The sequence below is a fragment of the Maricaulis sp. genome, from assembly GCF_034670125.1.
In the GTDB taxonomy this organism is placed as follows: domain Bacteria; phylum Pseudomonadota; class Alphaproteobacteria; order Caulobacterales; family Maricaulaceae; genus Maricaulis.
Map to the genome: position 1 here is coordinate 245,559 of NZ_JAXMOC010000001.1, position 25,142 is coordinate 270,700.

Sequence of the window (25,142 nt, forward strand, 5' to 3'; positions counted from 1 at the left end):
CCCGGGACGGCGCTGGATCAAGCCCTAAACAGGCAAATAGCGCCTCAGGTCCGCCGGGAGGCGGGCACTATGGTGAAATGATCACAATTGGCAAGCGTGCAGAGCGGTTCACGCGGCAGCCGGTGCCCGGTCAAAGCCGCCCGCGAAGCGCATCGCGGCGATGGCCTCTTCCGGTGTCACCTGGGCCAGGGTGACCGCATGCATCAGGATGACCGGAGCGGATCCGCGCGGCGCGATCGGCGCCGGGTCATCGATATTGCCGTAAAGGGCCAGCGCCGGCGCGCCGGCGGCCGTCAGCAGGTGGACCAGCGGCGTGTCTTCGGAGAAGACAAAATTCGTCCGCCGCGCCAGTCCGGCCAGCTGTGGCAGCTTGGCCTTGCCAGTCAGGTCCCGCGCGCCCGGTGCCACTTGTGACACGTGACGGCCGACATCGCGCGTGTCCGGGCCGCCGATCAGGGCCGGCGTGATGCCCGCCTGCAGAAGTTCATGCGCCAGCGCGGCCCATTTCTCCATCGGCCAGCGCAAGGCCGGTTTCACGCTGTCGCCCGCCGGGGCCAGCAAGGCGAATGGTCCATTGAGGCCGAAATATTCCGGGTCCAGCATGCGGGACTGCTTGGCCAGGAAATCGACCCAGCTGGCATCCGGTGACGGCGCCGCGCCCAGCGGGAAGAATGTCGGCTCGAAGCCCAGCGCATCATTGAGCGCCCCTGCCAAAGCGTCGACCGGGTGCCCGCCTGCATCCGCGCCCGCCGCAATGTCGTACCAGCGGCATTTCGAGAAGCGGAAATTGCCCTTGATCTTGCGGGATTCAGCGCTTCCCACGAGATCAAACACCCGCACGGGCTTGGCCAGCTTGATCCGCTTGTCACGGAGCCCGACCATCGGCCGCGTGTCCGGACAGGCATCGATCTCGATCGCATTGAACCACGGGCAATGCTTGAGGAAACCCTCATAGTCCGGCGTGGTCAGCAAGATGATGCGGTCACGCCGGAAGGCGTCGCGAATGGTCTTCGCGGCCGCCAGCATGCGCACCGTCGAGGTCAGGTCACCCCAGTGAAGGATATAGGTTATGTCGCGCTGCGGCTCGGTCATGGGGCTGAGTTTAGAACCTCACGATAGACCCGCAAAGTCGAAGCTTGCAGGGAGACGGTAGAAAAATGCGTCGCGACATGGTCACGGGCAGCGGCGATCATGGTGTCATGCACATTCCGGTCCAGCGTCAGTGCCGTCGCGATGGCAGCAGCTAGGGCGGCCGGATCGCCCGGCTTGACCCGCCAGCCCGTTTCACCGTGCCGAACCACCTCACGGGCACCCCCATGGTCCGCCGCGATGACCAGCCGCCCCATTGCGCCGGCTTCCGCCGCCGTCCGGCCAAAGGCCTCCGGCTCGATCGATGGCGTGAGGACGAGATCGCACAGCGCCAGCGCTGCCGGCATGTCCGTGCAATGACCGACCCGGTGAACCCGGTCGGCTACACTGAGGGCGGTCGCCAGCTCGTCGAGCTCGTTGGCGTAGGCGTCACGGCCTTGCGCATCGCCGACCAGCAGAAGGTGCGGCGCGGCGCGACCGGTGTCGGCCAGCCCGGCGAGCGCCCGGATGGCCTCGCGCTGACCTTTCCAGCCGGTCAACCGGCCGGGAAACAGCAGTATCGGCGCGGAGCCAACCAGCGCCGCGACGCCCCATTGCGCGGCGAGGGCCGAGACCCGGTCCGGCTGGACCGCCGCCGGGTCGAAGCGCGCCAGATCGACGCCGCGCGGAATAACAACCAGACGGTCTTCCTCGACGGCGTGTTCGCGCCGGACATGGTCAGCAATGAATTGCGAGTTCGCGATGACCCGCTCGCCGCGAGCCATGACCGAATTATAGCGCCGCTTCAGTCCTGATCTGGCATTGTAGGTGCCGTGATAGGTGGTGACGAAGCGGGCGTCGGTCCGGTCGCAGGCCCATTTCGCGCTCCAGGCCGGCGCGCGCGAGCGGGCGTGCACGATCTGGACGCCGTCGCGACGGACCAGGCTGACCAGCGACTGCATGTTGGACCACAGGGTGAGCGGGTTCTTGCTGGCAACCGGCAGGCGGATGAGCTCACCGCCCAGTGCCGCCAGCTCACCCTCAAGGCGACCGCCCTCGCTGGCAACCAGCGCCCGCCCCCCGGCAGCGACCACGGCCTCGGCGACTTCCAGCGTTGTCCGCTCGGCGCCACCGGCTTCGAGTTCGGGTATCACCTGGAGAACGATCATGACGGGACGGGCTTTCTCATGCGCGCGCCAGGCCGGAATGCCTGCCGGCGAGACTTCTTCCATAGCTCGCCCGGGAAAACAAACCGGCTTGGAGGTGAAACCCGGACTATCCCCGCAGGGTCATCCTGCCGTATCTGGTCCGGGTGGAGCCTGTCTCGGGGGAAGGGCGTCACCGGTAATTCACGCGGGCCCCACGCGGCCCGTCCCGACCTGACGGAGTTGATTGATGCGTACTACCCCGACTGTCTGCGCCCTGTCGCTGGCCGCCCTTTCCATCGCCCTTGCGCCGATCGCCCAAGCCCAGACCAGCGCCGCCTACCGGGAAAGGGTCCGCCTGGACACCTGCCTGGGGCAAATACAGATCGACCCCTCGGAGGCTCTCGAACGGGCCCAGACCTGGCGCCTTGAAGGCGGCGGATGGCCGGCGGAAGTGTGCGAAGCGCGGGCCCTTATCGAGCTCGGTGAACCCCGGGTCGGGGCCGACATCCTGGTCAGCCTGGCCGAACGCCAGCCGGTCGGCATGGTCGATGAGGAACGCGCCGAGCTTTACATCCTGGCGGGTGATACCCGCTTTGCGGCAGGCCTCCCCGGTCAAGCGGCCTCGGCCTATGAGGCCGCGCTCGCCCTGGTGCCGGACTCGATTCCGGCGCGTCTCGCCCGCGCCCGACTGCTCGCCGATGCCGGAGACTGGATGGCCCTGGCCGGTGATGCCGAAGCGTTGATCGCCCACGCTCCCTATCTGGCCGCAGGCTGGCGCTATCGGGGACAGTCCCGCCTCGGGCTTGGAGAGCTTGACCTCGCCTGGCAGGACATGGAGCGGGCCCGTGAACAGGAGCCCGATGACATTCCGTCGCTTCTGTTGCGCGGCGCCATACTGGAAGCCCGCCGACTGGATGCCGGCACGGTCGACTGATCAGCCGGCCTGTTGCTGTTGCGGCGCGTCGTCCTGCTCCTCGGCACCGTCCAGCCACACCTTGTTGCGACCCGTGTCCTTGGCCCGGTAGAGCGCCGCATCCGCGGTCTGGAGCAGGACGTCCGGGGCGCAGATCAGGTCGCCATTATTGAGGCTGGCAACACCCAGGCTCGCGGTGACAGGCACCTTGACGCCCTCATCGGTGGAGATCGTCATCGATTCCACAGCTGCGCGGATGCGCTCCGCGGCAATTCCGGCGGAAAACAGGCCGGCGCCCGGCAGGATGACGCAGAATTCCTCGCCACCGAGGCGGCCCAACATGTCATTGTCACGCAGACAATCCTGCACTGCCTGCACCGTCTGAATCAGCACCGTGTCACCGGCGGCATGACCATGGGTGTCATTGATCGCCTTGAAGTGATCGAGGTCGATCATGATGACCGAGAGCGGAATATCATCGCGGGTTGCACTCTCGGCCCGCAGTTCAAGATATTGCATGAAGGCACGGCGGTTGGCCGCGCCGGTCAGCGCGTCGGTCTCGGCGAGGCGCTTGAACTGTTTCTGCATCCGCACCAGCCGGCTGGCGGCGCGCAGGCGGGCCCGCAACTCGGTCATGTTCACAGGCTTGCGGATAAAGTCGTCAGCGCCCGCATCGAGCGATTCCTCGAGGCGCCGGTCTTCTCCCGAAGCGGTAATCACGATCGTGTAGACGGACTCGGTTTCGGTATTGGCCTTCAACGACCAGCACGCTTCCAGTCCCGACACGGCGCCAACCTCGATGCCGGTCAGGAAAATGTCGACCGTTCCCAGGTTGAGCAGCTTCAGGGAATCTTCGGCGTTGTTGGCGGTCTGGACGCTGTAACCGGCCTGCTGCACGGCTTCAGACAGGATGCGGAGCTGGACCGAGCTGCTTTCGCAGATCAACACCGAGATCGCCTCGGAGGACAGGTCAGTTTGAAAATCTGCCGAAGTCATCGTGAACGGCCCATATTGATTGTTGCCATGACAGACGCCCTCCCCCCGAAGCTCGGTCCTTGCCAGAATTCGAGCCTCAGTATCTGTCACAAAAGGATAACATCCCCTCAATTTTGACGCGTCGCGCTACGAATTCTGCCTTGGCAGGGCGCCCCACTCGGCCCGGACATCAGCGTCCGGCTCGCTCAAGGCGTTCAGGTCACGGAGATCCGAAGCACGCGGTGGAGACAGCCGCCCCAGCGCCCAGACCGCCATGCCGCGAACCAGCGGCGAGGCGTCATCGAGCGCCGATTCGACTACCGGAAGCAGCGCCAGGTCACCGGAATTGCCGATCGCAATCATGACGTTGCGGACAAAACGGTCGCGACCGATCCGCTTGACCGGCGAGGCTGTGAACACCTGGCGGAACGCCGCATCATCGAGCGCCGCCAGCTCGGCCAGCAAGGGCCCCTTCAACTCCGGCCGCGGATGAAAGGCCGCCTCGGCGCTGGTTTGCGCAAACTTGTTCCACGGGCACACCGCCAGACAGTCGTCACAGCCATAGATCCGGTTGCCCATGGGCTCCCGGAATTCGACCGGAATGACACCCTTGTGCTCGATGGTGAGATAGGAAATGCAGCGTCGTGCATCGATCCGGTAGGGCTGCGGGAAGGCCTTCGTCGGGCAGATATCGAGGCAGGACCGGCACGAGCCGCAGGTGTCGCGCTCGGCTTCGTCCGGCTCCAGCTCGGCCTCGGTCAGCATCACGCCCAGAAACAGCCAGGAGCCGAACTCGCGAGAGACCAGATTGGTATGCTTGCCCTGCCAGCCCAGCCCCGCTTTCTCCGCCAGCGGCTTTTCCATTAACGGCGCCGTATCGACGAAAACCTTGACCTGCTGGCCGGTTTTCCCGGCAAAGGCCCGCGCCAGATGTTTCAGCCGCTTCTTCAGCAGGTCATGATAATCGGCGTTTTGCGCATAGACGCTGATCACCCCTTCCGAGCGCCGTTCAAGCAGCGGCAAGGGATCCCGTTCCGGCCCGTAATTCAGCCCGACCACCACGGCCGACTTCGCGTCCGGCCACATCGCCGTGGGATGCTGACGCCGCGCCAGCGTCTCCTCCATCCACACCATCGACCCGTGATGCCCGTCCGCGACATATTCCGCCAGACGATCACCGGCGACCCAGACTTCGTCGGCACGGCAGATACGGGCAGTCGAGAAGCCGAGTTCGAGGGCGAGGGCTTTGAGGTCCTCAGCGTCAGTTGGGGAACATTTGCTGGGCAAGTGCAGTCATTCTTTGCTGATTTTCACTACGTTGTTGCTCAAGCGAAGCTATAGCTTCTAGCTGCGCAAGCACGCCTATCGATGCGCCTTCGCTTTCAATCCGACGGCCGGTCTCCAACAGCAGCGCGCTCATTTCGGTTTCGAGGTCAAACGCCGCCTCCAAAATGGTGCTGCTTTGTTCGAGCAAGGGCAAAAGCTGGTGCCCCCTCTCGGTCGATGACGGTGATCGTTGGATTTCCCGATTTCGCTCACGCAGGGCCCGTCGTCCTTGTGATACGTGATCACGCACAGCGCTGTGACGCGCTTGCAACCGTTCAACAGGGTCGTCGACCATAAACTCAGATGGTTGAGCGCCCCAATCCATTCTCATCATCTCTAGTACGAGGATCATCGATGCCATGTTCGCATTGATCGATTCGACCCAAGCCTCCTCGGGGTCGCGGTCAGAATCGCTTGTCCCTGAGGCCAGATTTTGCCTGATCTGCCCGACATACACCTGTTGAATCACAGCATACTGGGCGGCGGCCACACTTGGCCAATCCACCACTTGTCCCGCGATTGTTTCCGAAGACGCATGGTACTGCGCTTCAACAAATGACCGCACGCGCGGAATCAAGTCTGCAACGCTGTTCCGCTGGGCCGCAATACCGTCTGCTTGGCCGTCGAGCGGAAACTCGGGGCCCACGCTCAACACGGCGAGGCGGGCCTCCAGAGCATCAAGGTGGGCTTCCGCCGAGTTTCGCCAATTGGCCAACCTCTGCCGCGCGGTCGTCGCATCAATCTGATGCTGAGCGTGGAGCTCAACGGTTTCATCGGCTTGGGTCGTGTCCAGCAGGCTCATAGCGCCATCCGACAAGCTGGTCATTTCAACAGACCAAGCCACGTATGACCCAATGCGCTCAGCACGCGACTGACCGTACGAAGGCGAGATCGAGACCCCAAGAAAGATAATAGAAAGGACGTATCGACACACAGTTTTCATCATCAAAAATCCAGATCCGCATAATGCGCCGCCGCGGGCACACCCGGCAGCTTGTCCGCCAGCAGCCCGCGAAAGGCCGGGCGGCATTTCACACGGGAATACCATTGCTTGACCGGCTCGAACTCGTCCCAGGGGACGTCGCCGAGATAATCGGCGCAGGACAGGTGCGCCGCCGCCGCAATGTCGGCGAGGGTATATCTCGGGCCGGCAAGTCCGTCGCGAGCTTCCAGAAGCCAGGCCATGTGATCGAGATGTCCGCGCAAGTGGTCGCGCCCGGCGCGCAGGGCGGCCGGGTCGGGAGCGCCGAGACCCTGGGCGCGCTTTTCCAGCTTTTCGTGCAGGAGGTAGGCGTTGACCTCGCCATCATATTTGCGGTCGAACCAGTCAACGAGACGGCGCGCCTCGGCGCGTTCGGCCGGCCCGCCCGGCAAGAGACAGGGGCTCGGCGTGGTCTCTTCCAGATATTCAAGGATGGCCCGGCTCTCGACGATCACCCGCCGACCGCCACCGCTTTCATCGATCAGGACCGGCGTGGTGCCAGCCGGATTGAGCGACAGGAGATCGTCCGGGCGCTCCCAGGGCACTTCCAGCTGCAGCTCGTGACGCAAGGATTTCTCCTCGAGCACGAGGCGAACCTGCCGGGAAAACGGGTCGAGGGGCCAGAAGTGAAGCGTTCGCATGGCAACAGGCTAACCCGCTTCAACCAGAAGTCTAAGCGTCCTTGGAGGTGGTTTCTGCATTGAAAAATTCAGCACCATGCGGTTCGGCAACCCCATGCGGGTCGGCATGGATGAGGATATCAGCCGCCGGGAAGGTAGCGTGCAGCCGTCGTTCGCAATCCACCAGGATCGTGTGGGCCTGCTGCAGGGTCAGCGTCGGGTCCACGGAGACGTGAAACTGGATGTGGACCAGCGGCCCGGCAGCCCGGGTGCGCAAGGCGTGAAGATTGATGATCCGGGGATCGTCACTGGCCAGCGCACGGATCTGCTCGCGCGCCTCGTCGGGCAGCTCGCGATCCATCAGCTGGTCGCCGGCCGAGCGGGCCACGGTCCAGGCGGTCCAGAACAGCCAGAGTGAGACCAGGAGGGCGGCGGCGGCGTCCAGCCACAACAGGCCCAGCAGGGTCGATCCGGCGATCCCGACAATGACCACCACATTCGCGCCGAGATCGGAGAAATAGTGGGCGCGATCCCCTTCGACAGCGACCGACCCGGTGGCCGCCACGGCCCGGGTCTGGACAATCACCAAGCCGATCGTCAGCACGATCGACAACCCCATCACCGCATAGGCCCAGCCGGACGCCCGGACTTCGACCGGATTGATCAGGTGCTCGATTCCCTCGCGCATCAGCAGGGCCGCCGATACGGCGACGAAGATGGCCTGCAGGATGCCGGCGAACGCTTCCGCCTTGCCATGCCCGAAACGGTGTTCCGCATCGGCCGGCTCGGCGGCGTAGCGGACCGACAGATAGACCGCCAGCGAGGCGGTCAGATCGAGCAGGCTGTCGGCCATCGAGGCCAGCAGCGCCACCGATCCCGACATCCACCACACACCGGCCTTGGTCAGGGTCAGGATGAGCGCGACCACGACCGACGCCACCGTCGCCTGGCCAGTATGGCTCAGCGCGTCTTTCGGGCTCAGGCGACCCGGACCACCCGGCCCGGCGGCAAAATCATGGGGCATGTCGACATCCTTCAATGCCGGTTTTGCGGTGCGACGGCCCGGTCGTCAATCGGGCCGGTGCGTCGGCCTGTGCGCATGGCCGGTCGGGCGTCTGGCCAATCGGGCCGGATTGTTCAAATATCGCTCCACCCGTCCTGGCAGGAAAACCCATGAGCCTCATCTATCTCGTCATCCTCGCGCTGGTGCAGGGCATCACCGAATTCCTGCCGATCTCGTCCTCGGCCCATCTCATCCTCGCGCCGCAAGTGCTCGGTCAGGCCGATCAGGGCCCGCTGATCGATGTGATGGCCCATGCCGGCTCGCTGCTGGCGGTGCTGGTCTATTTCCGCAGCGATATCATTGCGGTGGCGATGGGCAAGCTGGCGCTCCTGCAGGGCCGGGTCACGCCGGGCGGGCGGATCGCGCTGCTGGTCGGCGCGTCCATGCCGCCGATCATCATCGTCGCCGGGGCCCTCATCGCCTTCGACCTGGTGGACAGCCTGCGCTCGCCGCGCGTCATCGCCATCGCCACGCTGGTCTTTGCCCTGCCGCTGTGGCTGGCCGACCGGTATGGCCGCCAGACGGTCACCATCGACACCATGAGTTTCAGGCAGGCCGCCCTGATCGGTGCCGCCCAGCTGTTCGCCTTGATACCCGGCGCATCGCGTTCCGGCGTCACCATGACCGCCGCGCGCGCCCTGGGACTGACCCGCAGCGACAGCGCCCGCTTTTCGATGCTGATGGCGATCCCGGTCATCGGGGCGTTCGGCCTTGTCTCGCTGATCGAGCTGATCCGGGCCGACGGCATGACGGCGGGTGCCAGCCTGACCGACGGGTTGATCGTGGCCGGATTGTCGTTCGTCACCGCCTGGGCCGCGATCGCGGTCCTGATGCGGCTGGTCGAACGGATCGGCTTCCTTCCATTCGCGCTCTATCGCGTTGCCCTGGGTCTCGCCCTGCTGGCCTTTGTTGTTTAGGTAAAATCCGAATTATCTTGCCGGACTGTCCGGCCCGTGCTTGATTAGGCTTGACCCTAACCATGGAGGCCGGCCATGCGGGCTGTGACGGTTTTCTTGCTGATTGCATTCGGGTTCAGCTGGCTGGTTGCCTGGCAGATCCAGGCGAGCGGCGGCCTCGGCGCGCAGGGCCCGCTGGCCAGCCTCGCCATGCTGTCCTTGATGATGATGGGTCCGGCCATCGCTGCCATCGTCTGCACGCTTGTCTTTGACAGGGGGCGCCGGCTCGCAGCGCTCGGGCTGCGCGGCTTCAGCGCCTGGACCGTGGCCCGGTGGACAGCCATCGCCTGGCTCATACCGGTCCTGGTCTGCGGTCTCGCTGTTGCGGCGACCCTGGTGCTGTCCGGCCAGCCAATGGGCGACCCGGTCGCCCTCATCGCGTCACAACTGGCCGCCTCGGACCAGGACGTGCCGATGGACCCGGGCACTCTCCTGGCCATCCAGCTGGCGGTCGGCCTGCCCGTGGGGATCGCGGTCAACACGGTCTTCCTGTTGGTCAGCGAGGAACTGGGCTGGCGCGGCTGGTTGCAACCGCGACTGACGGCTCTCGGCTTCTGGCCCATGTGTCTGGTGGTCGGTGTACTCTGGGGACTCTGGCACGCACCGATCGTGTTGATGGGCTACAATTATCCGGGCCTCGGCTGGACCGGGGTCGCCGTCATGACGCTCTTCACCACCCTGTGGACGCCGTATCATGCCCTGGCCCGCGAGCGCGGCGGGCTGCTGGCCGCGGCCGGCATGCACGGCGCACTGAACGCCGTCGCGGGTGTGTCGCTGCTGTTCCTGTCAGCGCCGCAATGGCCCTGGAACGGACCGCTGGGCGTGGGCGGGTTGGTGGTGCTGGCCGCCGGCCTGCCGCTCATCGCCGTGGGGCGGAGCGGCATGAAAAAACGGGCCGCGTAGCACGCGACCCGCTTTCTGATCCGTCAGTCCGGCGCACTGCGGCCGGATCAGGCCTCACGCTCGTGGAACTGGCCATAGCGGCGATAGCGTTCCAGATAGCTTGGCACGATGGCTTCGACCGTTTCACCGGTGACCCCCAGATCGGCCAGACCCTTGGCATCGTCGGCGACCACATTGTCGGACTGCAGCTGGATCAGCTGGTCGCGGGTGATCAGGACCGGCATCAGGGGCAGCGCCCCGACCAGCTCGGAGACGGTCGCGATCACCTTGCCGATCGTCCAGGGCAAAGGCAGCAAGAGACGCGGCCGGTCTATCTCGTCGAGGATGAAGCGCATCAGTTCTTCGAATGTATAGACGCCCGGCCCGCCCAGCTCATAGGTCTGGCCGCGCGTATCATTGCGCTCGAAGGCCGCCAGCACCGCCTTGCCGACATCACCGGCGAAGACCGGTTGGAAACGGGACTTGCCGCCCCCAAAGAGCGGCAGGGCCGGCACGAAACGCGCCATCGCGGCAAACCGGTTGAAGAAACTGTCTTCGGTGCCGAACACGATGGACGGACGCAGGATGGTCGCGTCGGGCATGGCGGCCAGCACGGCGGCTTCGCCCTCGGCCTTGGTCCGGGCATAGCGCGAGGCGCTGTCAGCCGAGGCACCGATGGCGGAAATCTGGACCATGCGGTCAATCCCCAGCGCCGCCGCGGCGCGGGCAATGGTCGCCGTCCCCACCGCATGCAGGCGGGTGAAGGTCTGGCGGCCGCTCTCATTGAGCACACCGACCAGGTTGACCACACCGCTGGCGCCCTCAAGCGCCCGCTCGACCGAGGCCGCGACACGCAGATTGGCCTGGACCAGCTGAACCTGTCCGACCACACCCATGACCCGCAGGTCCTGGGCCAGGTGCGGGCGACGCGTGGCGACGCGGACGCGATAACCGGCTTTCGCCAGCGCCCGAACCACATGACGTCCGACAAATCCGGACCCGCCAAACACGGTGATGATCTCGTCTCGCAGCATGGTTTGCCCTCATACAGATGGGATTTGATCCGGATAGACCAAAAAACCGCGGCGCTGTCCATGCGGCAATGCGCTTGCCGTCCAACTGCAGAACACAGCGATGCGTGCATTGAGGCCGTTGACAGCGCCCCGCCCCGCCTTTAGTTACCGCGCCTCGCACACCTGCCCAGGTGGCGGAATTGGTAGACGCGCTGGCTTCAGGTGCCAGTTCCCGCAAGGGAGTGGAAGTTCGAGTCTTCTCCTGGGCACCATTGCTTTCTCCGAAAGTGAGCGAAACGGTCCATAAATACCTGAAATCAAACGATAAACCCAGCTAACTCTCCAGTCGGTTGTCCGATATGGTGCGGGTATATCCGTTGGCATGCGGGCATTTTGTGGGTAGATTTGCGGGTATCCCGAACCTGTCACGGGGTAGCCGTGAGAGGCCCGCACATGCCGCTTTCCGATCTTCAGGTGCGCCAGTTCAATCCGCGCGAAAAAGACTACAAGAAAGCCGATGGCGGCGGCCTGTATGTGCAGGTCCAGAAAACCGGGTCGAAGCTCTGGCGGATGCGGTACCGCTTCAACGGCAAAGAGAACATTCTCTCATTCGGCCCCTATCCGGCCATCAGCCTGGCGAGAGCGCGCGAATTGCGGGCTGAGGCCAAGACGCTTCTCGCCGAGGGGATAGACCCCAGCGCACACGCCAAGGAGAAGAAGGCGGCGGAGGCAGCCCTTACCGAACACACGTTCAAGAAGATCGCTGCTGAACTGATGGCCAAGCTCCGAAGGGAGAAAAAGGCCGAAGTCACCCTGAAGAAGAAACAATGGGTGCTGGACATGGCCTATGGAGATTTTGGCGACCGGCCCATCACCGCAATCAGCGCTGCCGATATTCTGGCGACACTCCGCAAGGTGGAAGCAAAAGGCAAATTCGAAACCGCCAAGAGACTTCGCGCGACCATCGGGCAGGTGTTTCGCTACGCCATCGCAACGGCGCGGGCAGACAATGACCCCACCTATGGGCTGAGGGGCGCATTGATCGCCCCCAAGGTTTCCCACATGGCGGCGATCACGGACCTCAAGCAGTTTGGCAAGCTGATCCGCGCGATCTGGGCCTATGAAAGCGGCTCGCCATCCACGCGGGCTGCGCTGAAGCTCATGGCCTTGCTCTACCCGCGCCCCGGTGAATTGCGGCTGGCACTCTGGGAAGAGTTTGATCTTGAGCGCGCAACCTGGACGATACCCGCCGCGCGCACGAAAATGCGCCGGGAACACACCAAACACCTGCCGCCATTGGCGGTGGACATATTGCGGACACTGCAAGCCGAGACCGGCAGCAATTACCGCGCCTTTCCGTCATCCCTCGCCCGCGACCGGCCCATCAGCGAGAACACGCTAAATCAGGCACTCCGGCGCATTGGATTCGACAAGGATCAGCACACATCGCACGGCTTCCGGGCCAGCGCGTCCAGCCTGCTCAACGAAAGCGGGCGCTGGAATGCTGATGCCATCGAAGCCGAACTTGGGCATATTGGTGCGGACGAAGTGCGCCGTGCCTACCACCGGGCACGGTATTGGGATGAACGCGTGAAGATGGCGGACTGGTGGGCAGGGAAGATTGCTGAATTCGTTCCCACGGGGCAACGCAATGACCAAAAATAGACAACTGGAAATCAAGTTAGCGAAAGGCGTGCCGTACGACAGACACGATCTTTCGCAGCAACACAATGGGGTTATTGGCGATTTCAATGATCTGTCTAAGGCGTTCAAATCCAACCCAACAATCGAAAACTACGTCCAGCTAAGGCGCTCGAATCCTGAAGCATTGATCGAGATAGCCACGAGCTGGTCTATGGATTGGCTCTTCGCGAACGCTGACATTCTCGAGCAACACGGCATAGACCCGCAAACAGTGGCCGGGGCTCTTGATGCTGATCCGGCCTGCATCAGTGAGGTCAGCCTACAGCTGATGGAGCGCCTGATTGAGCGGGAGGCCATGGAATCAGCGGGTGAAACCCATGTCCAAAGCCGCGGAAAGGCAATCGGCAATAGCCTCGTAAGCTATCTGATAGCCATGATGTTGGATGCATTGGATTGGAATGACGAGTTGCATATTCCGAGAGACCTCATGGTCTTGATAAAGCATCAAACTGGTGCTGACCGCTCATCGGAAGACAAAGCTATGGAGACGCGCAATAATCGCTTCAACTCGACGTGGATAGCGGCACAACTACGGTATCAAGGTCAACCGGGTTCGATACGACAAGTCGCGAGAATTTTGAATCTCAACCCCTCAACTGTTACCAGATGGTTCAATGACGGCAGCACCTTTGAGGACGAGGTACAGCAACAATTAGCGGTCCTCCGCAGCGATATGATGGCAGAATACAGGGAACGTCTGGATAGCTACAGGCCATAGTGTTGCACCCAAATCCACGTGCGCAACACCCTGTCCGTTTGCGAACAATAGAGTGCGCTGCCAATCGGTGGCGTGCGACACTGGCCGCTAAGCCAGCATCGAGACGCATCATGCTGCCTACCCCCGCACTTCCCGAAACAGGCCTCGTTCGCTTGAAATCCATCCTCGCCCCGCAAGGCCCCATCCCGGTCAGCAAATCGACCTGGTGGCAGGGCGTGCGGGATGGGCGCTTTCCCAAGCCTCAGAAGCTGGGCGCTCGAGTGACCGTCTGGCGTGTGGAGGATATCCGCGCCTTGATCGAACACGGCGCGGCGTAGGTGGCGATGTCAGGCGCAAGCCCGTGTCGCAACCTACATACCCAAGCAGTCGCCATGATCGCCCGCACGCGCGGCTCTATGATCACTGGCTAAAACACCCGGCATGGATCGAGCTGTCGCCACCGGCCTTCAAGATCATCGCGATGCTGTTGGCGTCCTACAGGCCGGACAAGCCCAATGCCTACCCGGTAGGCGAGCGGCGAATGGCCAGACGGTGCGGATGCGCGCCTGCCACCGCCAGGAAGGCCGTGGATGAACTCATGGCACGTGGTTTCCTGAGGCAAGAGCGCAAGGGCGGCAACCGGGGCAATGCGGCAAGCCGGGAGCGCGTGGCCTCACTCACCGGCTATGACACCGAGGCGGCTGCCGGGGATCCGAACCTGCCGATCAAGACATGGAAAGGCGCATGAAAACGGGACGCCACAAATCAGCGGCATGAACGCGTCAAATCTGATGCGCTGGGGGGAGCGCTGTCGAATGCCCCGACCGGCTCGAAAACCCAAGCCTGATTGAAGGCCTCAATGCGTTTCGACCTGTCCGGAAAAGCTGCGTCCACCCGTATAGCATTGAGCGAGCGCGCATCACCAAGCCAAAGCCGGACCCAAGCCCGGCACGGATACCCCCGCCGCTGGGGGCGCACGACACACCGATCTGATCATCAGTTTCGCAAGCGATTTCGCAAAAACGGAGACGGCTTCACAATGGGCGGATATGGATCGGGCAGGCCGGGCTGGAAAGACAAGGTGGAGGATTACCGCTGCCTGGACGTCAATCAGCTGCACCGGGCAGGCTGCCTTGCGCCGGGGACTTCCGGTGGCTGGCTATGGATGCGGGATGGCGAACGCGTTGCCGATATTTCCCTGCAGAGTACGGGACGGGCGCTGACCCTTTCGTTTCGGTTTCGGTGGCGGGGGGAAGACTGGCAGGACGTCCGGCAATCCGTCACGCTTGCTTCAACGCCTTGCCGCTTCGGCGGCACGCGCCCGTGGTTCATCTGCCCCGGCGTGGTCAACGGGAAACGGTGCGGACGGCGCGTCGCGAAACTCCATGCGGGCGGTCGATACTTCCTTTGCCGGCATTGCTACCGGCTGGCCTATTCGAGCCAGTCGGAACGCGCGTTCGACCGCCTCTTGCGCCGGGCCAACAAGCTGCGCACCGCGCTGGGCGGGGAGCCAGGCACCGGTTCCCTGATCGCTTGCAAGCCAAAGGGCATGCACTGGAAAACCTATGATGCCCGCGTGGCAGAGATCGATCAGCTGGAAGAGGCCGCCAATCGGCTTTTCATCGCTGCCTGTCGCCACCGCTTCCCGGAAATCAGCTTGTTTCTATGACAGTCAAACTCGTTACTCGCTCAGGTTAGATCGACCAGCGAATCGCTCGAGTGAAGGTGTCATCGATTCCTGTGGCGAGTTTGGCTCTGAACTTGGCCGCGCAGGTCTCCCCGATCCAGCATCCAACCGGGGGCAATGAAAATTGGCAGAACTATCGTTCTTGCTTCGCTGGCCTACTGAATGAGGGATTAGGGAAATCGCGTCTTCGACGGCAGTGAAACAACTCACAAATCGGCAAACTACCCCAAAGCTAGACAGTCATCTGAATAGAACTCGGGATTTTTGGAAAACCTTTCGGGTAAACCCGGGCCAAAGATTTCACTTCCTCGAGCTTCTAATTCGTTCAGTTGTTGATTGAGTTCGAAAAGAAATCTGAGCGCATCAACCTTCGGTGTCATTCCATAGCAGGCACGCACGGCTGCTTCCAATTTGGCTTTAGCTTCATCGACCGGATGATCGCCGGGAAGCTCGGCTGAGCGATACAACTCACGCAAAGTGAAGCCATGTTTCTCGCAGAGCGACCTTCGAAGATTTCTCAATTCACGTGCTGCCTTGGCTACAGCAAGCGCATCCTTCAATGTGGGTTTCTGAGGCCATGGAAATGAATCGAACACCGAATTTGACGTGTAGCGAAAATCTTCGCGAAGTGTGGAGCATCGCTCGACAAACCAATTCCAGTGAACATCAGACTGAAGGATTCCGAACGAGTAATCGTCTTCCAAAACAAACACCGTCAGTGCGTCTCCTGGGTGTATAGTCGGACTTAAAAACTCAAAAATTGGCCGTTTGGTCACTCGGCCACACACAATATATCTCTTCACATTGGTTATGGCGCGCATCAAATCTGAACGGCGGTAAGACAGCGTCCACCAGCGCCTCAAGAAACCTTCATGATGGCGATTAAGTCGGGCGGTCGGATCAATGGCTTTGAGCGCTTCGTTCTTTTCTTGCTCCTTTAATGCAGCCTGTTCGCGCTTGGGCAGAACTGTTTGCTGAAGCATGCTAAATAGCGGCTCGAACTCACGCGCTTCCAATTGGTCCCTCTCTCCAAAATCGATTACATACCGTGAAGGTAGGCTATCGGGAGACCCAACCAGGTCGTTTGCAATCAAATAGGGGAAGAGAACATCTTTCAGTGCTGGGTTGCCTTTTATCTGCGCTTCAGCATCGTCTCGATTTAGCAGAAATGCTTTGTGTCCGTGAGTTTGACCTTGGGCGCATCCAAATCCGGCACTGTTGGTTCGCAACGTCTTAGCTTTGGTGACATCGACGCCAAAAGACAGCGACGACGAAATTGAAGCTCTGTCCTCGTAGCGCCACCCCCCCAGAGGATCAGAACCTTGTTGAAGGTAAAGACGTTTTGGGACGTCCGATTTTCCCTTGATCCAATTGACAATCGACACATGTACTGCGGCGTCGCCGGACCATGGCATACTAGAAACAGCTTCGGTGATCATACCGCCCTCGGAAGTGATATAATCTAGCCCGCCTTCCCTCGAATAATTCTGCCGTATCGAGTTTGTTCCAACCAAACCCGCACGACCGCCTTTATCGAGATGATCATGAGCCAGCCGGAACCAATAGACGCAATAATCTGCCAGACCCGGCACATCAGGATGGGCCGCTCGCAGACGATGGACATACTCCACCCCAAGTTCGTCCTGAATCTTATTTTTGCTCTGAAAAGGGGGATTTCCGATTATCGCATCAACTTCCGGCCACTCACAAAACAGTGCGTCATCCTGGGAGATGTTTTCGTCTAGGTTGTCCAAAGGTAGGCCCTCATTGAAACCTAGTTCCATTTCGTCTCTGCCAAGCTGATCCAGTGCCTCATCCAGGGCCAGCTTCTTCGCAAGCATCAATGTCACCTTTGAAAGCTCCACAGCGAATGAATCTACGTCCAATCCATAAAACTGATTTGGACTTACAATGCTCGCAGTGATGGATTGCTTGGCAACATTTTTAGCCGAGAAGCGGTCCTCCATCCGGCGTAAAATGCGTAGGTCTAACCGAGCCAGCTCTCTGTATGCGGTGTAAAGGAAATTACCGCTGCCACAGGCAGGATCAAGAACGCGATACTCCATCAACTCCCGTCGCAGATTGATCAAATCCTGCAATCGTTTTGTTGAATCAATACGGTCGATCCAAGGCTCTACGATTGTTGGTCTGACAATCCGATGAATGTCGGATTCCGACGTGAAGTGAGCACCAAACGCATGCCGCGCCGATTTATCCATGCTCTGTTGGAAGAGCGTTCCGAAAATAACTGGATTGATTTTTGACCAATCTTCGGTCGCAGCACCTTCATTGCCGCCGATCATTTTCAACTCATCCGAACTTAGTTCAATGGGTTCAACTTTATTGAACAAGCCCCCGTTAAAATATCGAACACCTTTGAACCTGCCGCCTTTCGCGGGTTCCTCAGTGTCCATCTGTCTGAACAATCCACCGAATAGATCGAACGACGATTGACCGTTGTTCAGGCAATCATAGACGATGTTGACCACGGTTCCAGACGGAAGAAGGTCAATGTCTTCCGCGAACATTGCGACCATCAACTGAAGAACAAACCGCTGAGCCGCATCACGGCCGACCGGATTCAAGTTCCTCTCGGTCACTGATCTGAAGAGCGCTGCCATCTTGTCGGCGGCGGAGCGTGACACGGCTTCGCGATCATTTTCAAAAATCGGTCTAGGATCGTGACGGAAAAGGAAGTTTAGTGCCGTGTAGCGCTTGGGCAGCTCATCAATCGAGACAATATCGACTGGGTCATTTAGTTGTCGGTCGAAATCGTAAATGTAGAACTCGTCGAAATTGCATAAGACGACGTACCGTGGCCGGTCGGGGACGGCATTGATCCAATATTCGAAAGCTTGATCGTAATGTCGGCTAAGCTTCTCTCCCGATTTCTTCATTTCGATGAGGACGCGGGGTTTCCAAACAAGATCGGCAAAGGCGGTCCCTTTCGCATCTGCCTTCTTAATCCGGTATTCTAGGCCCGCACCAGCTTCCTTGTACCCATCGTGTCCGAATGCTTGAAAAAGCCTATCGCAGAAAACCTGCGCCTCACCCTTTTCATCGCCGCTAAGCGTCGCTCTGTAGGCCACGAATTTCTTGAGGCGCTCTACTTCTTCGGACACCTGCTACTCCTCGGCTCGTCGCAATCGTCGAAACAATCGCTCTGCTAATCAATCAGGGGGTTTCTGAACTTGTAATTGTTCCATACTCTTCGGCAAGTCGCTTATCCTGCGTTTTCGGTCGCGTTACCGGTTGCGGAACCCACACCAATGCGCCCCCGCCGCTACCATCCGGCTGATTTTCTGAGACTAGAAATTTCCGGTTTTTCCAGGCAGGAAGAGCTGATTGCGCGAAGCGGCGCAATATGGGAATCGATTGGCGGGAGGCGTCCCCAGGTCGCGCCACCACTTTCCCGTTGAAAATGGCATCAGGTCTATTGGTTTGCGGGTAGATTTGCGGGTACTTTGTGACTGTCAAATATTTTTTGTTGGGAGTTTCAGCGCCTTACGCCCACGAATCGATGCCTCTCCTGGCACCATTGCTTCAGAACTATAGCGACGATTGAACGGTCCGCTTGGCGGGCCGTTTTCGTTTGTGGGTTGGCCGCTCACGAAAATGCCCGACTGCGGGGGACCACAGCCGGGCGTGTTTCACCTGTCTGCTTCGTACAGGTCGTAAGGTCTCGCGCTTACGAGCCGGTCGAGACCGGGGTGGTGCGGCGCTGGATGTTGAAGCTGCCGCTGTCACCGGGCTGGAGATAGGCGCGGCAGAAGCCGGCTTCGGTCACCGTGAACGGGCATTCCAGCTGGGTGTGTTCCACATTGAGGGTGAGGCGCAGCTCGCCGCGATCCGGTACCGAATAGGTGCACAGGCCGCTGACCACATCACCGACCGAGAAGCGGCCATTGTCGAGCGGGCCGCGGCCACGCTCACGGGTGGCGACGTTGTCGCCGTCACCCTGGGTGAGCCGGCAGGACACTTCCCAAGCGCGCTCGCCCGTCATCTCGAGCAGAAAGGCCTCGCCACTGTCGGGCGCCTGCGCCGGTGCCGTGGCTGGCACCAGGAGGGCGACGGACGCAGCGAGGGAAGCCGCGATCATCGTGCCGTGTCTCTTCATTGTGGTCTCCCTTCTGCGAGCAAGCCGAGCCTGCGACTAGCCTGAGCCTGTGAGGCACCGGGTCTGTGAGGAACCGGGCCTGCAAGCGACATGTCCGAGCCGCATACAACACGCGGACCTGATAATGACACGCATGGTACAGCCTGTGCGCCAATTGTAAAGTCCGTGTACGGACGTTCGAATGACTTTCACAACACCCGACTTGTGCTGTGATTATAGGCGGTTCCGGGCCTAACCGGATACGCCCGGGCGCAACTGCAACGTCTTAACGGTGGGTTAATCGGGTGACATCCGGCTCAAACCGCGCGCCCTGTGGACAATCCTGTGGATAATCCTGATGCGTGCAGGCCTGCCTTGCCGCCCGGGTGGCGGACGGCTAGCGTCGCTCTCACCTCCGGCGCGGCGCGGTCATGATCTTCAATTCCTTCGAATTCCTGTTTCTGTTCCTGCCCGGTGTGCTGCTTGCCTACTACCTGGCGCGGCGCTTCATCTCGCACTGGACCGCGCTCAGCCTGCTCGCGGCAGCGAGCTTCTTTTTCTATGCCTGGTGGGACGTTTCGCGGGCCCCTTGGCACGAGCTGGACGGCTGGACCGGCGAGAGCCTGATCCGCTCGCTGTGGTTCATCCGCCACGTCCTGTTGCTGCTCGGTTCGGTGATCATCAACCACATCGTGGCCCGGCTGATGCGGCGCTGGGGCAACCAGCCGCTTTTGGCCATCGGCATCATTTTCAACCTGTCGCTGCTGGGCTTCTTCAAATATGCCGACTTCCTGGCCGGCAATATCAACGCGCTGACCGGGCTGGACCTGCCCGAACTCGGGCTTGGCCTGCCGCTGGCGATCTCGTTCTTCTCCTTCCAGCAGATCTCATATCTGGTCGACGTGGCGCGCCGGAAGACCGAGCCGGGCCGCTTCTTCGCCCACGCACTCTTCGTCTCTTTCTTCCCGCACATTGTTGCCGGTCCGCTGATCCAGCACCACCAGATCGCCTCGCAATTCAACGACACCACCCGCAAGGATGATATCTGGGACAATCTGGGTGTCGGCCTGTCGCTGTTTGCCATCGGCCTGGCCAAGAAAGTGCTGATCGCCGAAAGCATCGAGCCCTATGCCTCCTCCCTGTTCGCCATGGCCGAGCGCGGCGACACGCCGGGGCTTGTGGCTGCGTGGCTGGGCGCGACGGCCTACGCGCTGCAGATCTTCTTCGATTTTTCGGGCTATTCCGACATGGCTCTGGGTTTGGCGCGCTGTCTGGGTTTCCGCCTGCCGGTCAATTTCAACGGACCCTACAAGTCGGCCTCGATCGTCGAGTTCTGGCGTCGCTGGCACATCACGCTGAGCCATTTCCTGCGTGACCATCTCTACATCCCGCTGGGCGGCAACCGTCATGGCGAGACCCGTCGCTCGATCAATCTGATGGCGACCATGCTGCTGGGCGGCCTCTGGCACGGCGCGGCCTGGACCTTCGTGATCTGGGGCGGGTTGCACGGCCTAGGCCTGACGGTGAACCACTATTGGGCCAAATGGGGGCCAAAGGGCTGGTTTGACGGCCACCGCCGCGTCCTGGCAATCGGCCTGACCTTTGCCTTTACCACCATCGCCTGGGTCTTCTTCCGGGCCGAAACCTGGTCAGGGGCCGGCCGTATCCTGGCCGGGATGTTCGGCCTGTCGGGCCTGGGACTGGAGGGCGTGTCGGGCGAGCTGGTCATCTGGGTTGCCTTCGGGCTCGGCCTGGTCTGGTCGCTGCCGGACACGCCGGAACTGTTTGCCGACGTGCTCGATGAGCAGACCCGGAAAGATGCCCAGATCACGCCCAAGCCCGGGCCACGCTGGCGCTTTACCCACTGGGCCGCCATCGGCGCGGCCGCCCTGCTCTTCCTGTCGGTGCTGAACGCCTGGAAGACGTCCGAATTCATTTACTACGCATTCTAGGACACAGCCCCGATGCAACGTTATGCCGCGACATTGCTGATTGCCCTTTTCGCCACCCTTGCGGGGTTTGCCGGGTTCAATGCGGTGGTCGACCCGTTCGGCGTCATGGGCACTCCGGACATACCCGGACTGACTTCGCGTGACACCCGCCTTTATAAGGACGGTGGACGCGTCCATATCGCCGACCGGCTGGCCCGGGGCGGCGACCCGGCGATCATCCTGGGCTCCTCGCGCACGGTCGATGGCTTTCCGCGCGACCCGGACGACCTGCCCGCCGGCTTCATCAATGCCGGCATGCGCGGCACCAATATCTTCGAACTGTCGCAGGCCGCGGCGCTGGCGGCGGGAGACGCGCGGCTGCGCTGTGTGGTGATCGGGCTGGATCTCGATGAATTCGGGACCCATTCCAAGGCCAAGTCGACCTATTGGCTGTCGGCGCTGCGTGACGGCAATGCCGACTTCGCCCGTGCCCGCGTATCACTGTCGCCGAGCACGTTCCGCGCCTCGGTCCGGATGCTGGCCGACAATCTGACCGGATCGTCACCGCGCATGCCCTGGGTCGACACCTATCCCTCCGGCGCCCAACGGAGACGCTATGATGACAGCGCGCGGGGCATTTACCGCTTCTATCTGGGCTATCGCTTCGATCCGGAACGCCTGGCCCTGTTCGAAACCGTTCTGGATAACCTGACCGCCCAGGGCGTACAGGTCACAGGCTTCATCCACCCGCTGCATGCCTGGCGGGAAGAAGCGTTGTTCCGGGCCGGGCGCGGTGAGGACTTTCTGGCCTTCCGCGCGGCACTGGCCGAGACCTTCGCCCGCCATGCGGCTCGGGAACCGGTCGAGGCCTGCCTGCCGGGCCCGGCCAGCCAGCTGTTCGACTTTTCGGGCTTTCGCCCCTTCGCTGCGCTGCCGGCGCCGGCTGTCGATGCGACAGCAGCCCACCCGACTTTCTTTGAACCCTCCCATTATCTGCCGCATGTCGGCGCTGACATGCTGGCCATCATGGCTGGAGAAACGCCCGAGGACGCACGCGTCACCGGCGAGCGCCTGGCACCGCAGACGTTGTCCCGGTCGGCCGAAGCGCTGGCCGAACGCCGGGCAGCCTGGCTGGCGACACCGGATGGCGCAACCGCCACAGCCCTGCTCGATGCGGTCATCGCCGACAATCCGACCGCCCAGCTGGAAACGCCGCAATTTCTCAACCGTGACGACGAGACCAGCGTCGCCGACAAGCTGGCGCGCATTGCACCGCGCGCCGCGCGGCGTTAGACGCTGGGACAAACAAGGATGACGCCATGACCGTGCACTACCACAAGGGCGACCTGCCCGCAGACATCGACCTCGGCCCCATTGTCGCGGTCGATACGGAAACCCTGGGCCTTTCCCTGACCCGCGACATGCTGTGCGTGGTCCAGCTGTCGTCCGGCGATGGCGATGCCCATGTCGTCCAGATGAACCGGGCCGACTATGACTGTCCGAACCTCAAGCGTTTGCTGGCCGACGACGGCGTCGAGAAGATTCTCCATTTCGCCCGCTTCGACGTGGCAATGGTCGAAAAGTATCTCGGCGTGACGATGGCGCCGGTCTTCTGCACCAAGATCGCCTCGAAACTGGTACGCACCTATACCGACCGGCACGGCCTGAAGGATGTGACCCGCGAACTGGTCGGCGCCGACATGAACAAACAGCAGCAATCCTCCGACTGGGGTGCCGACGAGTTGTCGCCGGCCCAGCTCGACTATGCCGCGTCCGACGTGCTGCACCTGCACCAATTGCGCGAGAAGCTCGGCATGATGCTCGAGCGCGAGGGCCGCACGGGCCTTGCCAAGGCGTGTTTCGACTTCCTGCCGACGCGCGCGAAGCTTGACCTGGCCGGGTGGCCGGAGATCGACATTTTTGCCCATTCCTGAACGGCGCCGCCTTGAAAAGGCCAGCAAAGGCTGGTCTTTCTGGCGCACGGGCCTGATGCCAATGCCCGATCGGATATGTTTGACCCCGTGACAAGCCTGACCGCTTCCTCCGGCCCCGATGCCTTCCAACCCGCCGCCGCCCGGTGGGAACCCCGCCGTGCGCTCGCGCTCAGCGTGGCCCGCAAGCGCACGGCTTTCGTGCGCGGAATGCGGCTCTTCTTCACCGCCTCGGCACTGGCGATCGCCGGACTGCTGGTCGTTCAGCTGGTGCTGGGATCCAGCGGAAGCGTGACCGGTGAAACCGAAGCGGTCAGCGCGGACATCCGCATGACCAATCCGCGCTTCACCGGCCGCGACGAAAGCCTGACGCCCTATGTGGTCACCGCCGATACGGCGATCCGCCGGCGGGACGCGGCCGACGGCGTTACCGAGCTGGAACGCCCGCGTCTCGATTACGACTTCCTCGAGGCGGGTGCGGATGTATCCCGGGTGCTCGCCGAATCGGGCCGCTACGACCTGCCCAATCGCATTCTTGACCTCTATTCCGACGTCAATTTCCGGACCCGGGCCGGCTATACATTCCAGTCCAACCACGCCCGCATCTTCCTGCGTGAAGAGCGCGTGACCGGTGAGGAAGCGGTGGAAGGAACCGGCCCGATGGGTACAATCCGGGCCGACAGTTACGAAATCACCGATGGCGGCAATCGCATCATCTTCTCCGGCAATGTCCGGGCCCGCCTGATACAAGATCGCACCGCGCCCGTCCCGGATGCGTCGCCCGAAGAAGGAAACGACTGATGCGCCTGCTAGCAATCACCCTGTCAGGACTGGCCGCCACAGCTCTTCTGTCGACGGCTGCCCTGGCGCAGATCGGCAATTCCTCGCTGCCGCTGGACATCGAAGCCGAGACGTTCGAGGTGCTCGACGCCGAGCGTCACATCGTCTGGCTGGGCGATGTCCATGTCGTCCAGGGCGAGTCGAGCCTGCAGGCCGATCGGATGGACGTCTACTACACCGGCGAAGGTCCCGGCGGCGGATGGGGCGATATCGACCGGATCGTGGCCACCTCGAACGTCTTCTACATCACACCGACCCAGCGGGCGCGGGGTGATCGCGGCGTCTATGAACTGGCCGAGGAAGTCATCACCCTGACCGGCGAGGTGGTCATCACCCAGGGCGACAATGTCATCACCACCAATCGCTTCGTGAACAACCTGACCACCGGCAATTCCAATTTCGGTGAAGCCGGAACCGGCGAGCGCGTCCGGATGGTGCTGCAACCGGCCCGCTCGGACGACACCGCCGAGCCGACCGAAAACCCCGAAGGCTGACAGCGCGCCTGCTCGCGGGCCTGCGGAACAAGGACACACCCCTTTATGGCGATTACCGAACCCATTCCCCGGGCCGAATCCGAGACAGCGGGCGGCCTCGTTGTCGAGCAGATCGGCAAGGCCTATCGCAAGCGCCCGGTTGTGAAGGGGGTCTCGGTTTCGCTCCAGCGCGGCGAAGTGGCCGGACTTCTGGGCCCCAACGGGGCCGGCAAGACGACCTGTTTCTACATGATCACCGGCCTCGTCGAGGCGGATTATGGCCGCATCCTGCTGGATGGCGAGGATATCACCCGCCTGCCCATGTATCAGCGTGCCCGGCTGGGAATCGGCTATCTGCCACAGGAAAAATCGATCTTCCACGGCATGACGGTCGAACAGAACGTGCTGGCGGTTGCTGAAGTGGTGGAGAAGAATCGCGATGCGCGCCATGCGCTCGTTGATCAGCTGCTGGAAGAATTGCGCATCTCCCACCTGCGCGATGCCCCGGCGCCCTCACTGTCAGGCGGTGAGCGTCGGCGGATGGAAATCGCCCGGGCCCTGGCAACCCGCCCGTCTTTCATGTTGCTGGACGAGCCCTTCGCGGGGATCGACCCGCTGGCCATTACCGATATCCGTGACCTGATCCGCTTCCTGAAGGAGCGCGGGATCGGGATTCTCATCACCGACCATAATGTCCGTGAAACCCTTGAAATCACTGACCGGGCCACGATCATTCACGAGGGTGAAGTATTGTTTGAGGGCTCGCCGGCCGAGATCCGGGCCGACCCGGATGTGCGGCGCGTTTATCTCGGAGAAAGCTTTGGCTGATTAACCTCT

At 61.9% G+C, this 25,142-nt stretch carries 24 protein-coding genes and 1 tRNA gene; 15 read left to right on the forward strand and 10 right to left on the reverse strand.

Features of this window, described 5'->3' with window-relative positions; translation table 11 throughout:
• Positions 1-108: 108 nt before the first annotated feature.
• Positions 109-1,092: a glycosyltransferase family 9 protein gene (locus VOI18_RS00855; RefSeq protein ID WP_323760535.1), complete on the reverse strand. Its 984-nt coding sequence runs from the start codon at positions 1,090-1,092 to the stop codon at positions 109-111.
• Positions 1,089-2,237: a glycosyltransferase family 4 protein gene (locus VOI18_RS00860; protein ID WP_323760536.1), complete on the reverse strand. Its 1,149-nt coding sequence runs from the start codon at positions 2,235-2,237 to the stop codon at positions 1,089-1,091. Before VOI18_RS00860 ends, VOI18_RS00855 begins: the two co-directional genes overlap by 4 nt.
• A gap of 226 nt (positions 2,238-2,463) precedes the next feature.
• Here VOI18_RS00860 and VOI18_RS00865 point away from each other — a divergent pair, with 226 nt between their 5' ends.
• A complete protein-coding gene (locus VOI18_RS00865; RefSeq protein ID WP_323760537.1) occupies positions 2,464-3,150 on the forward strand; it encodes a hypothetical protein in 687 nt (228 codons plus the stop codon).
• Here VOI18_RS00865 and VOI18_RS00870 read toward each other — a convergent pair whose 3' ends face one another.
• From VOI18_RS00870 to VOI18_RS00890, 5 genes are all read right to left on the reverse strand, one after another.
• Complete coding sequence (locus tag VOI18_RS00870; protein ID WP_323760538.1) at positions 3,151-4,125, reverse strand: diguanylate cyclase; 975 nt, start codon at positions 4,123-4,125, stop codon at positions 3,151-3,153.
• A gap of 126 nt (positions 4,126-4,251) precedes the next feature.
• Complete coding sequence (gene queG / locus VOI18_RS00875) at positions 4,252-5,391, reverse strand: tRNA epoxyqueuosine(34) reductase QueG (RefSeq protein WP_323760539.1); 1,140 nt, start codon at positions 5,389-5,391, stop codon at positions 4,252-4,254.
• On the reverse strand, positions 5,366-6,232 hold the full coding sequence (locus VOI18_RS00880; RefSeq protein ID WP_323760540.1) for a hypothetical protein: 867 nt from the start codon (positions 6,230-6,232) through the stop codon (positions 5,366-5,368). Before VOI18_RS00880 ends, queG begins: the two co-directional genes overlap by 26 nt.
• Before the next feature lie 143 nt (positions 6,233-6,375).
• Entirely contained in the window at positions 6,376-7,053 is a 678-nt protein-coding gene (locus VOI18_RS00885) for a glutathione S-transferase family protein (RefSeq protein WP_323760541.1), read from the reverse strand.
• Positions 7,054-7,084: 31 nt separating this feature from the next.
• Positions 7,085-8,056 carry a cation diffusion facilitator family transporter gene (locus VOI18_RS00890; RefSeq protein WP_323760542.1) on the reverse strand — a complete coding sequence of 324 codons (972 nt, stop codon included), beginning with the start codon at positions 8,054-8,056 and terminating at the stop codon, positions 7,085-7,087.
• Between the two features lie 149 nt (positions 8,057-8,205).
• Here VOI18_RS00890 and VOI18_RS00895 point away from each other — a divergent pair, with 149 nt between their 5' ends.
• Both VOI18_RS00895 and VOI18_RS00900 read left to right on the forward strand, forming a co-directional pair.
• Positions 8,206-9,012, forward strand: a complete 807-nt coding sequence (locus VOI18_RS00895; RefSeq protein WP_323760543.1) for an undecaprenyl-diphosphate phosphatase — start codon at positions 8,206-8,208, stop codon at positions 9,010-9,012.
• Positions 9,013-9,087: 75 nt separating this feature from the next.
• Positions 9,088-9,954, forward strand: coding sequence for a CPBP family intramembrane glutamic endopeptidase (locus tag VOI18_RS00900; RefSeq protein ID WP_323760544.1), 867 nt, complete (start codon positions 9,088-9,090; stop codon positions 9,952-9,954).
• Positions 9,955-10,001: 47 nt separating this feature from the next.
• On the opposite strand, the gene VOI18_RS00905 is transcribed toward VOI18_RS00900, so the two are convergent.
• Positions 10,002-10,967: a complex I NDUFA9 subunit family protein gene (locus VOI18_RS00905; protein ID WP_323760545.1), complete on the reverse strand. Its 966-nt coding sequence runs from the start codon at positions 10,965-10,967 to the stop codon at positions 10,002-10,004.
• 164 nt (positions 10,968-11,131) lie between these two features.
• On the opposite strand from VOI18_RS00905, the gene VOI18_RS00910 reads away from it, so the two are divergent.
• The 6 genes from VOI18_RS00910 to VOI18_RS00935 all read left to right on the forward strand — a co-directional run bounded on the left by VOI18_RS00910 (position 11,132) and on the right by VOI18_RS00935 (position 15,016).
• A tRNA-Leu gene (locus VOI18_RS00910) sits at positions 11,132-11,218 on the forward strand.
• A gap of 181 nt (positions 11,219-11,399) precedes the next feature.
• Entirely contained in the window at positions 11,400-12,611 is a 1,212-nt protein-coding gene (locus VOI18_RS00915) for a tyrosine-type recombinase/integrase (protein ID WP_323760546.1), read from the forward strand.
• Positions 12,598-13,368, forward strand: a complete 771-nt coding sequence (locus VOI18_RS00920) for a hypothetical protein (RefSeq protein ID WP_323760547.1) — start codon at positions 12,598-12,600, stop codon at positions 13,366-13,368. Before VOI18_RS00915 ends, VOI18_RS00920 begins: the two co-directional genes overlap by 14 nt.
• Before the next feature lie 110 nt (positions 13,369-13,478).
• The gene (locus VOI18_RS00925) at positions 13,479-13,685 is read left to right on the forward strand and encodes a helix-turn-helix transcriptional regulator (protein WP_323760548.1); all 207 of its coding nucleotides are present in this window, start codon (positions 13,479-13,481) and stop codon (positions 13,683-13,685) included.
• A gap of 23 nt (positions 13,686-13,708) precedes the next feature.
• The gene (locus VOI18_RS00930; RefSeq protein ID WP_323760549.1) at positions 13,709-14,095 is read left to right on the forward strand and encodes a hypothetical protein; all 387 of its coding nucleotides are present in this window, start codon (positions 13,709-13,711) and stop codon (positions 14,093-14,095) included.
• 291 nt (positions 14,096-14,386) lie between these two features.
• Positions 14,387-15,016 carry a hypothetical protein gene (locus VOI18_RS00935; RefSeq protein WP_323760550.1) on the forward strand — a complete coding sequence of 210 codons (630 nt, stop codon included), beginning with the start codon at positions 14,387-14,389 and terminating at the stop codon, positions 15,014-15,016.
• Positions 15,017-15,255: 239 nt separating this feature from the next.
• Here the strand turns inward: VOI18_RS00935 and VOI18_RS00940 are convergent, their stop codons facing one another.
• Positions 15,256-18,156, reverse strand: a complete 2,901-nt coding sequence (locus tag VOI18_RS00940) for a class I SAM-dependent DNA methyltransferase (RefSeq protein ID WP_323760551.1) — start codon at positions 18,154-18,156, stop codon at positions 15,256-15,258.
• A 566-nt stretch (positions 18,157-18,722) separates the two neighbouring features.
• Positions 18,723-19,151 (reverse strand): hypothetical protein, encoded by a 429-nt coding sequence (locus VOI18_RS00945; RefSeq protein ID WP_323760552.1) that lies wholly within the window; start codon positions 19,149-19,151, stop codon positions 18,723-18,725.
• 410 nt (positions 19,152-19,561) lie between these two features.
• Here VOI18_RS00945 and VOI18_RS00950 point away from each other — a divergent pair, with 410 nt between their 5' ends.
• The 6 genes from VOI18_RS00950 (at position 19,562) to lptB (ending at position 25,133) form a co-directional block, all read left to right on the forward strand.
• Positions 19,562-21,082 carry an MBOAT family O-acyltransferase gene (locus VOI18_RS00950; protein WP_323760553.1) on the forward strand — a complete coding sequence of 507 codons (1,521 nt, stop codon included), beginning with the start codon at positions 19,562-19,564 and terminating at the stop codon, positions 21,080-21,082.
• A 12-nt stretch (positions 21,083-21,094) separates the two neighbouring features.
• A complete protein-coding gene (locus VOI18_RS00955) occupies positions 21,095-22,354 on the forward strand; it encodes a hypothetical protein (protein ID WP_323760554.1) in 1,260 nt (419 codons plus the stop codon).
• Between the two features lie 26 nt (positions 22,355-22,380).
• Positions 22,381-22,995 carry a ribonuclease D gene (locus VOI18_RS00960; protein ID WP_323760555.1) on the forward strand — a complete coding sequence of 205 codons (615 nt, stop codon included), beginning with the start codon at positions 22,381-22,383 and terminating at the stop codon, positions 22,993-22,995.
• Positions 22,996-23,082: 87 nt separating this feature from the next.
• Entirely contained in the window at positions 23,083-23,793 is a 711-nt protein-coding gene (gene lptC / locus VOI18_RS00965; RefSeq protein ID WP_323760556.1) for an LPS export ABC transporter periplasmic protein LptC, read from the forward strand.
• Positions 23,793-24,326, forward strand: coding sequence for an LptA/OstA family protein (locus VOI18_RS00970; protein WP_323760557.1), 534 nt, complete (start codon positions 23,793-23,795; stop codon positions 24,324-24,326). The genes lptC and VOI18_RS00970 overlap by 1 nt, the downstream gene beginning before the upstream one ends.
• Before the next feature lie 45 nt (positions 24,327-24,371).
• Positions 24,372-25,133 carry an LPS export ABC transporter ATP-binding protein gene (lptB, locus tag VOI18_RS00975; RefSeq protein WP_323760558.1) on the forward strand — a complete coding sequence of 254 codons (762 nt, stop codon included), beginning with the start codon at positions 24,372-24,374 and terminating at the stop codon, positions 25,131-25,133.
• Positions 25,134-25,142 lie beyond the last annotated feature (9 nt).

What these genes read in the sequence shown, in the direction of transcription:
- VOI18_RS00935 (WP_323760550.1), top strand. Translation starts at nt 14,387, where the DNA reads ATGGGCGGATATGGATCGGGCAGGCCGGGCTGGAAAGACAAGGTGGAG.
- VOI18_RS00920 (WP_323760547.1), top strand. Translation starts at nt 12,598, where the DNA reads ATGACCAAAAATAGACAACTGGAAATCAAGTTAGCGAAAGGCGTGCCG.
- VOI18_RS00950 (WP_323760553.1), top strand. Translation starts at nt 19,562, where the DNA reads ATGATCTTCAATTCCTTCGAATTCCTGTTTCTGTTCCTGCCCGGTGTG.
- VOI18_RS00855 (WP_323760535.1), bottom strand. Translation starts at nt 1,092, where the DNA reads ATGACCGAGCCGCAGCGCGACATAACCTATATCCTTCACTGGGGTGAC.
- VOI18_RS00870 (WP_323760538.1), bottom strand. Translation starts at nt 4,125, where the DNA reads ATGACTTCGGCAGATTTTCAAACTGACCTGTCCTCCGAGGCGATCTCG.
- VOI18_RS00925 (WP_323760548.1), top strand. Translation starts at nt 13,479, where the DNA reads ATGCTGCCTACCCCCGCACTTCCCGAAACAGGCCTCGTTCGCTTGAAA.
- VOI18_RS00915 (WP_323760546.1), top strand. Translation starts at nt 11,400, where the DNA reads ATGCCGCTTTCCGATCTTCAGGTGCGCCAGTTCAATCCGCGCGAAAAA.
- VOI18_RS00900 (WP_323760544.1), top strand. Translation starts at nt 9,088, where the DNA reads ATGCGGGCTGTGACGGTTTTCTTGCTGATTGCATTCGGGTTCAGCTGG.
- VOI18_RS00960 (WP_323760555.1), top strand. Translation starts at nt 22,381, where the DNA reads ATGACCGTGCACTACCACAAGGGCGACCTGCCCGCAGACATCGACCTC.
- VOI18_RS00885 (WP_323760541.1), bottom strand. Translation starts at nt 7,053, where the DNA reads ATGCGAACGCTTCACTTCTGGCCCCTCGACCCGTTTTCCCGGCAGGTT.
- VOI18_RS00860 (WP_323760536.1), bottom strand. Translation starts at nt 2,237, where the DNA reads ATGATCGTTCTCCAGGTGATACCCGAACTCGAAGCCGGTGGCGCCGAG.
- lptB (WP_323760558.1), top strand. Translation starts at nt 24,372, where the DNA reads ATGGCGATTACCGAACCCATTCCCCGGGCCGAATCCGAGACAGCGGGC.
- VOI18_RS00970 (WP_323760557.1), top strand. Translation starts at nt 23,793, where the DNA reads ATGCGCCTGCTAGCAATCACCCTGTCAGGACTGGCCGCCACAGCTCTT.
- VOI18_RS00955 (WP_323760554.1), top strand. Translation starts at nt 21,095, where the DNA reads ATGCAACGTTATGCCGCGACATTGCTGATTGCCCTTTTCGCCACCCTT.
- VOI18_RS00890 (WP_323760542.1), bottom strand. Translation starts at nt 8,056, where the DNA reads ATGCCCCATGATTTTGCCGCCGGGCCGGGTGGTCCGGGTCGCCTGAGC.
- VOI18_RS00880 (WP_323760540.1), bottom strand. Translation starts at nt 6,232, where the DNA reads ATGAGCCTGCTGGACACGACCCAAGCCGATGAAACCGTTGAGCTCCAC.
- VOI18_RS00905 (WP_323760545.1), bottom strand. Translation starts at nt 10,967, where the DNA reads ATGCTGCGAGACGAGATCATCACCGTGTTTGGCGGGTCCGGATTTGTC.
- VOI18_RS00865 (WP_323760537.1), top strand. Translation starts at nt 2,464, where the DNA reads ATGCGTACTACCCCGACTGTCTGCGCCCTGTCGCTGGCCGCCCTTTCC.
- VOI18_RS00895 (WP_323760543.1), top strand. Translation starts at nt 8,206, where the DNA reads ATGAGCCTCATCTATCTCGTCATCCTCGCGCTGGTGCAGGGCATCACC.
- VOI18_RS00945 (WP_323760552.1), bottom strand. Translation starts at nt 19,151, where the DNA reads ATGAAGAGACACGGCACGATGATCGCGGCTTCCCTCGCTGCGTCCGTC.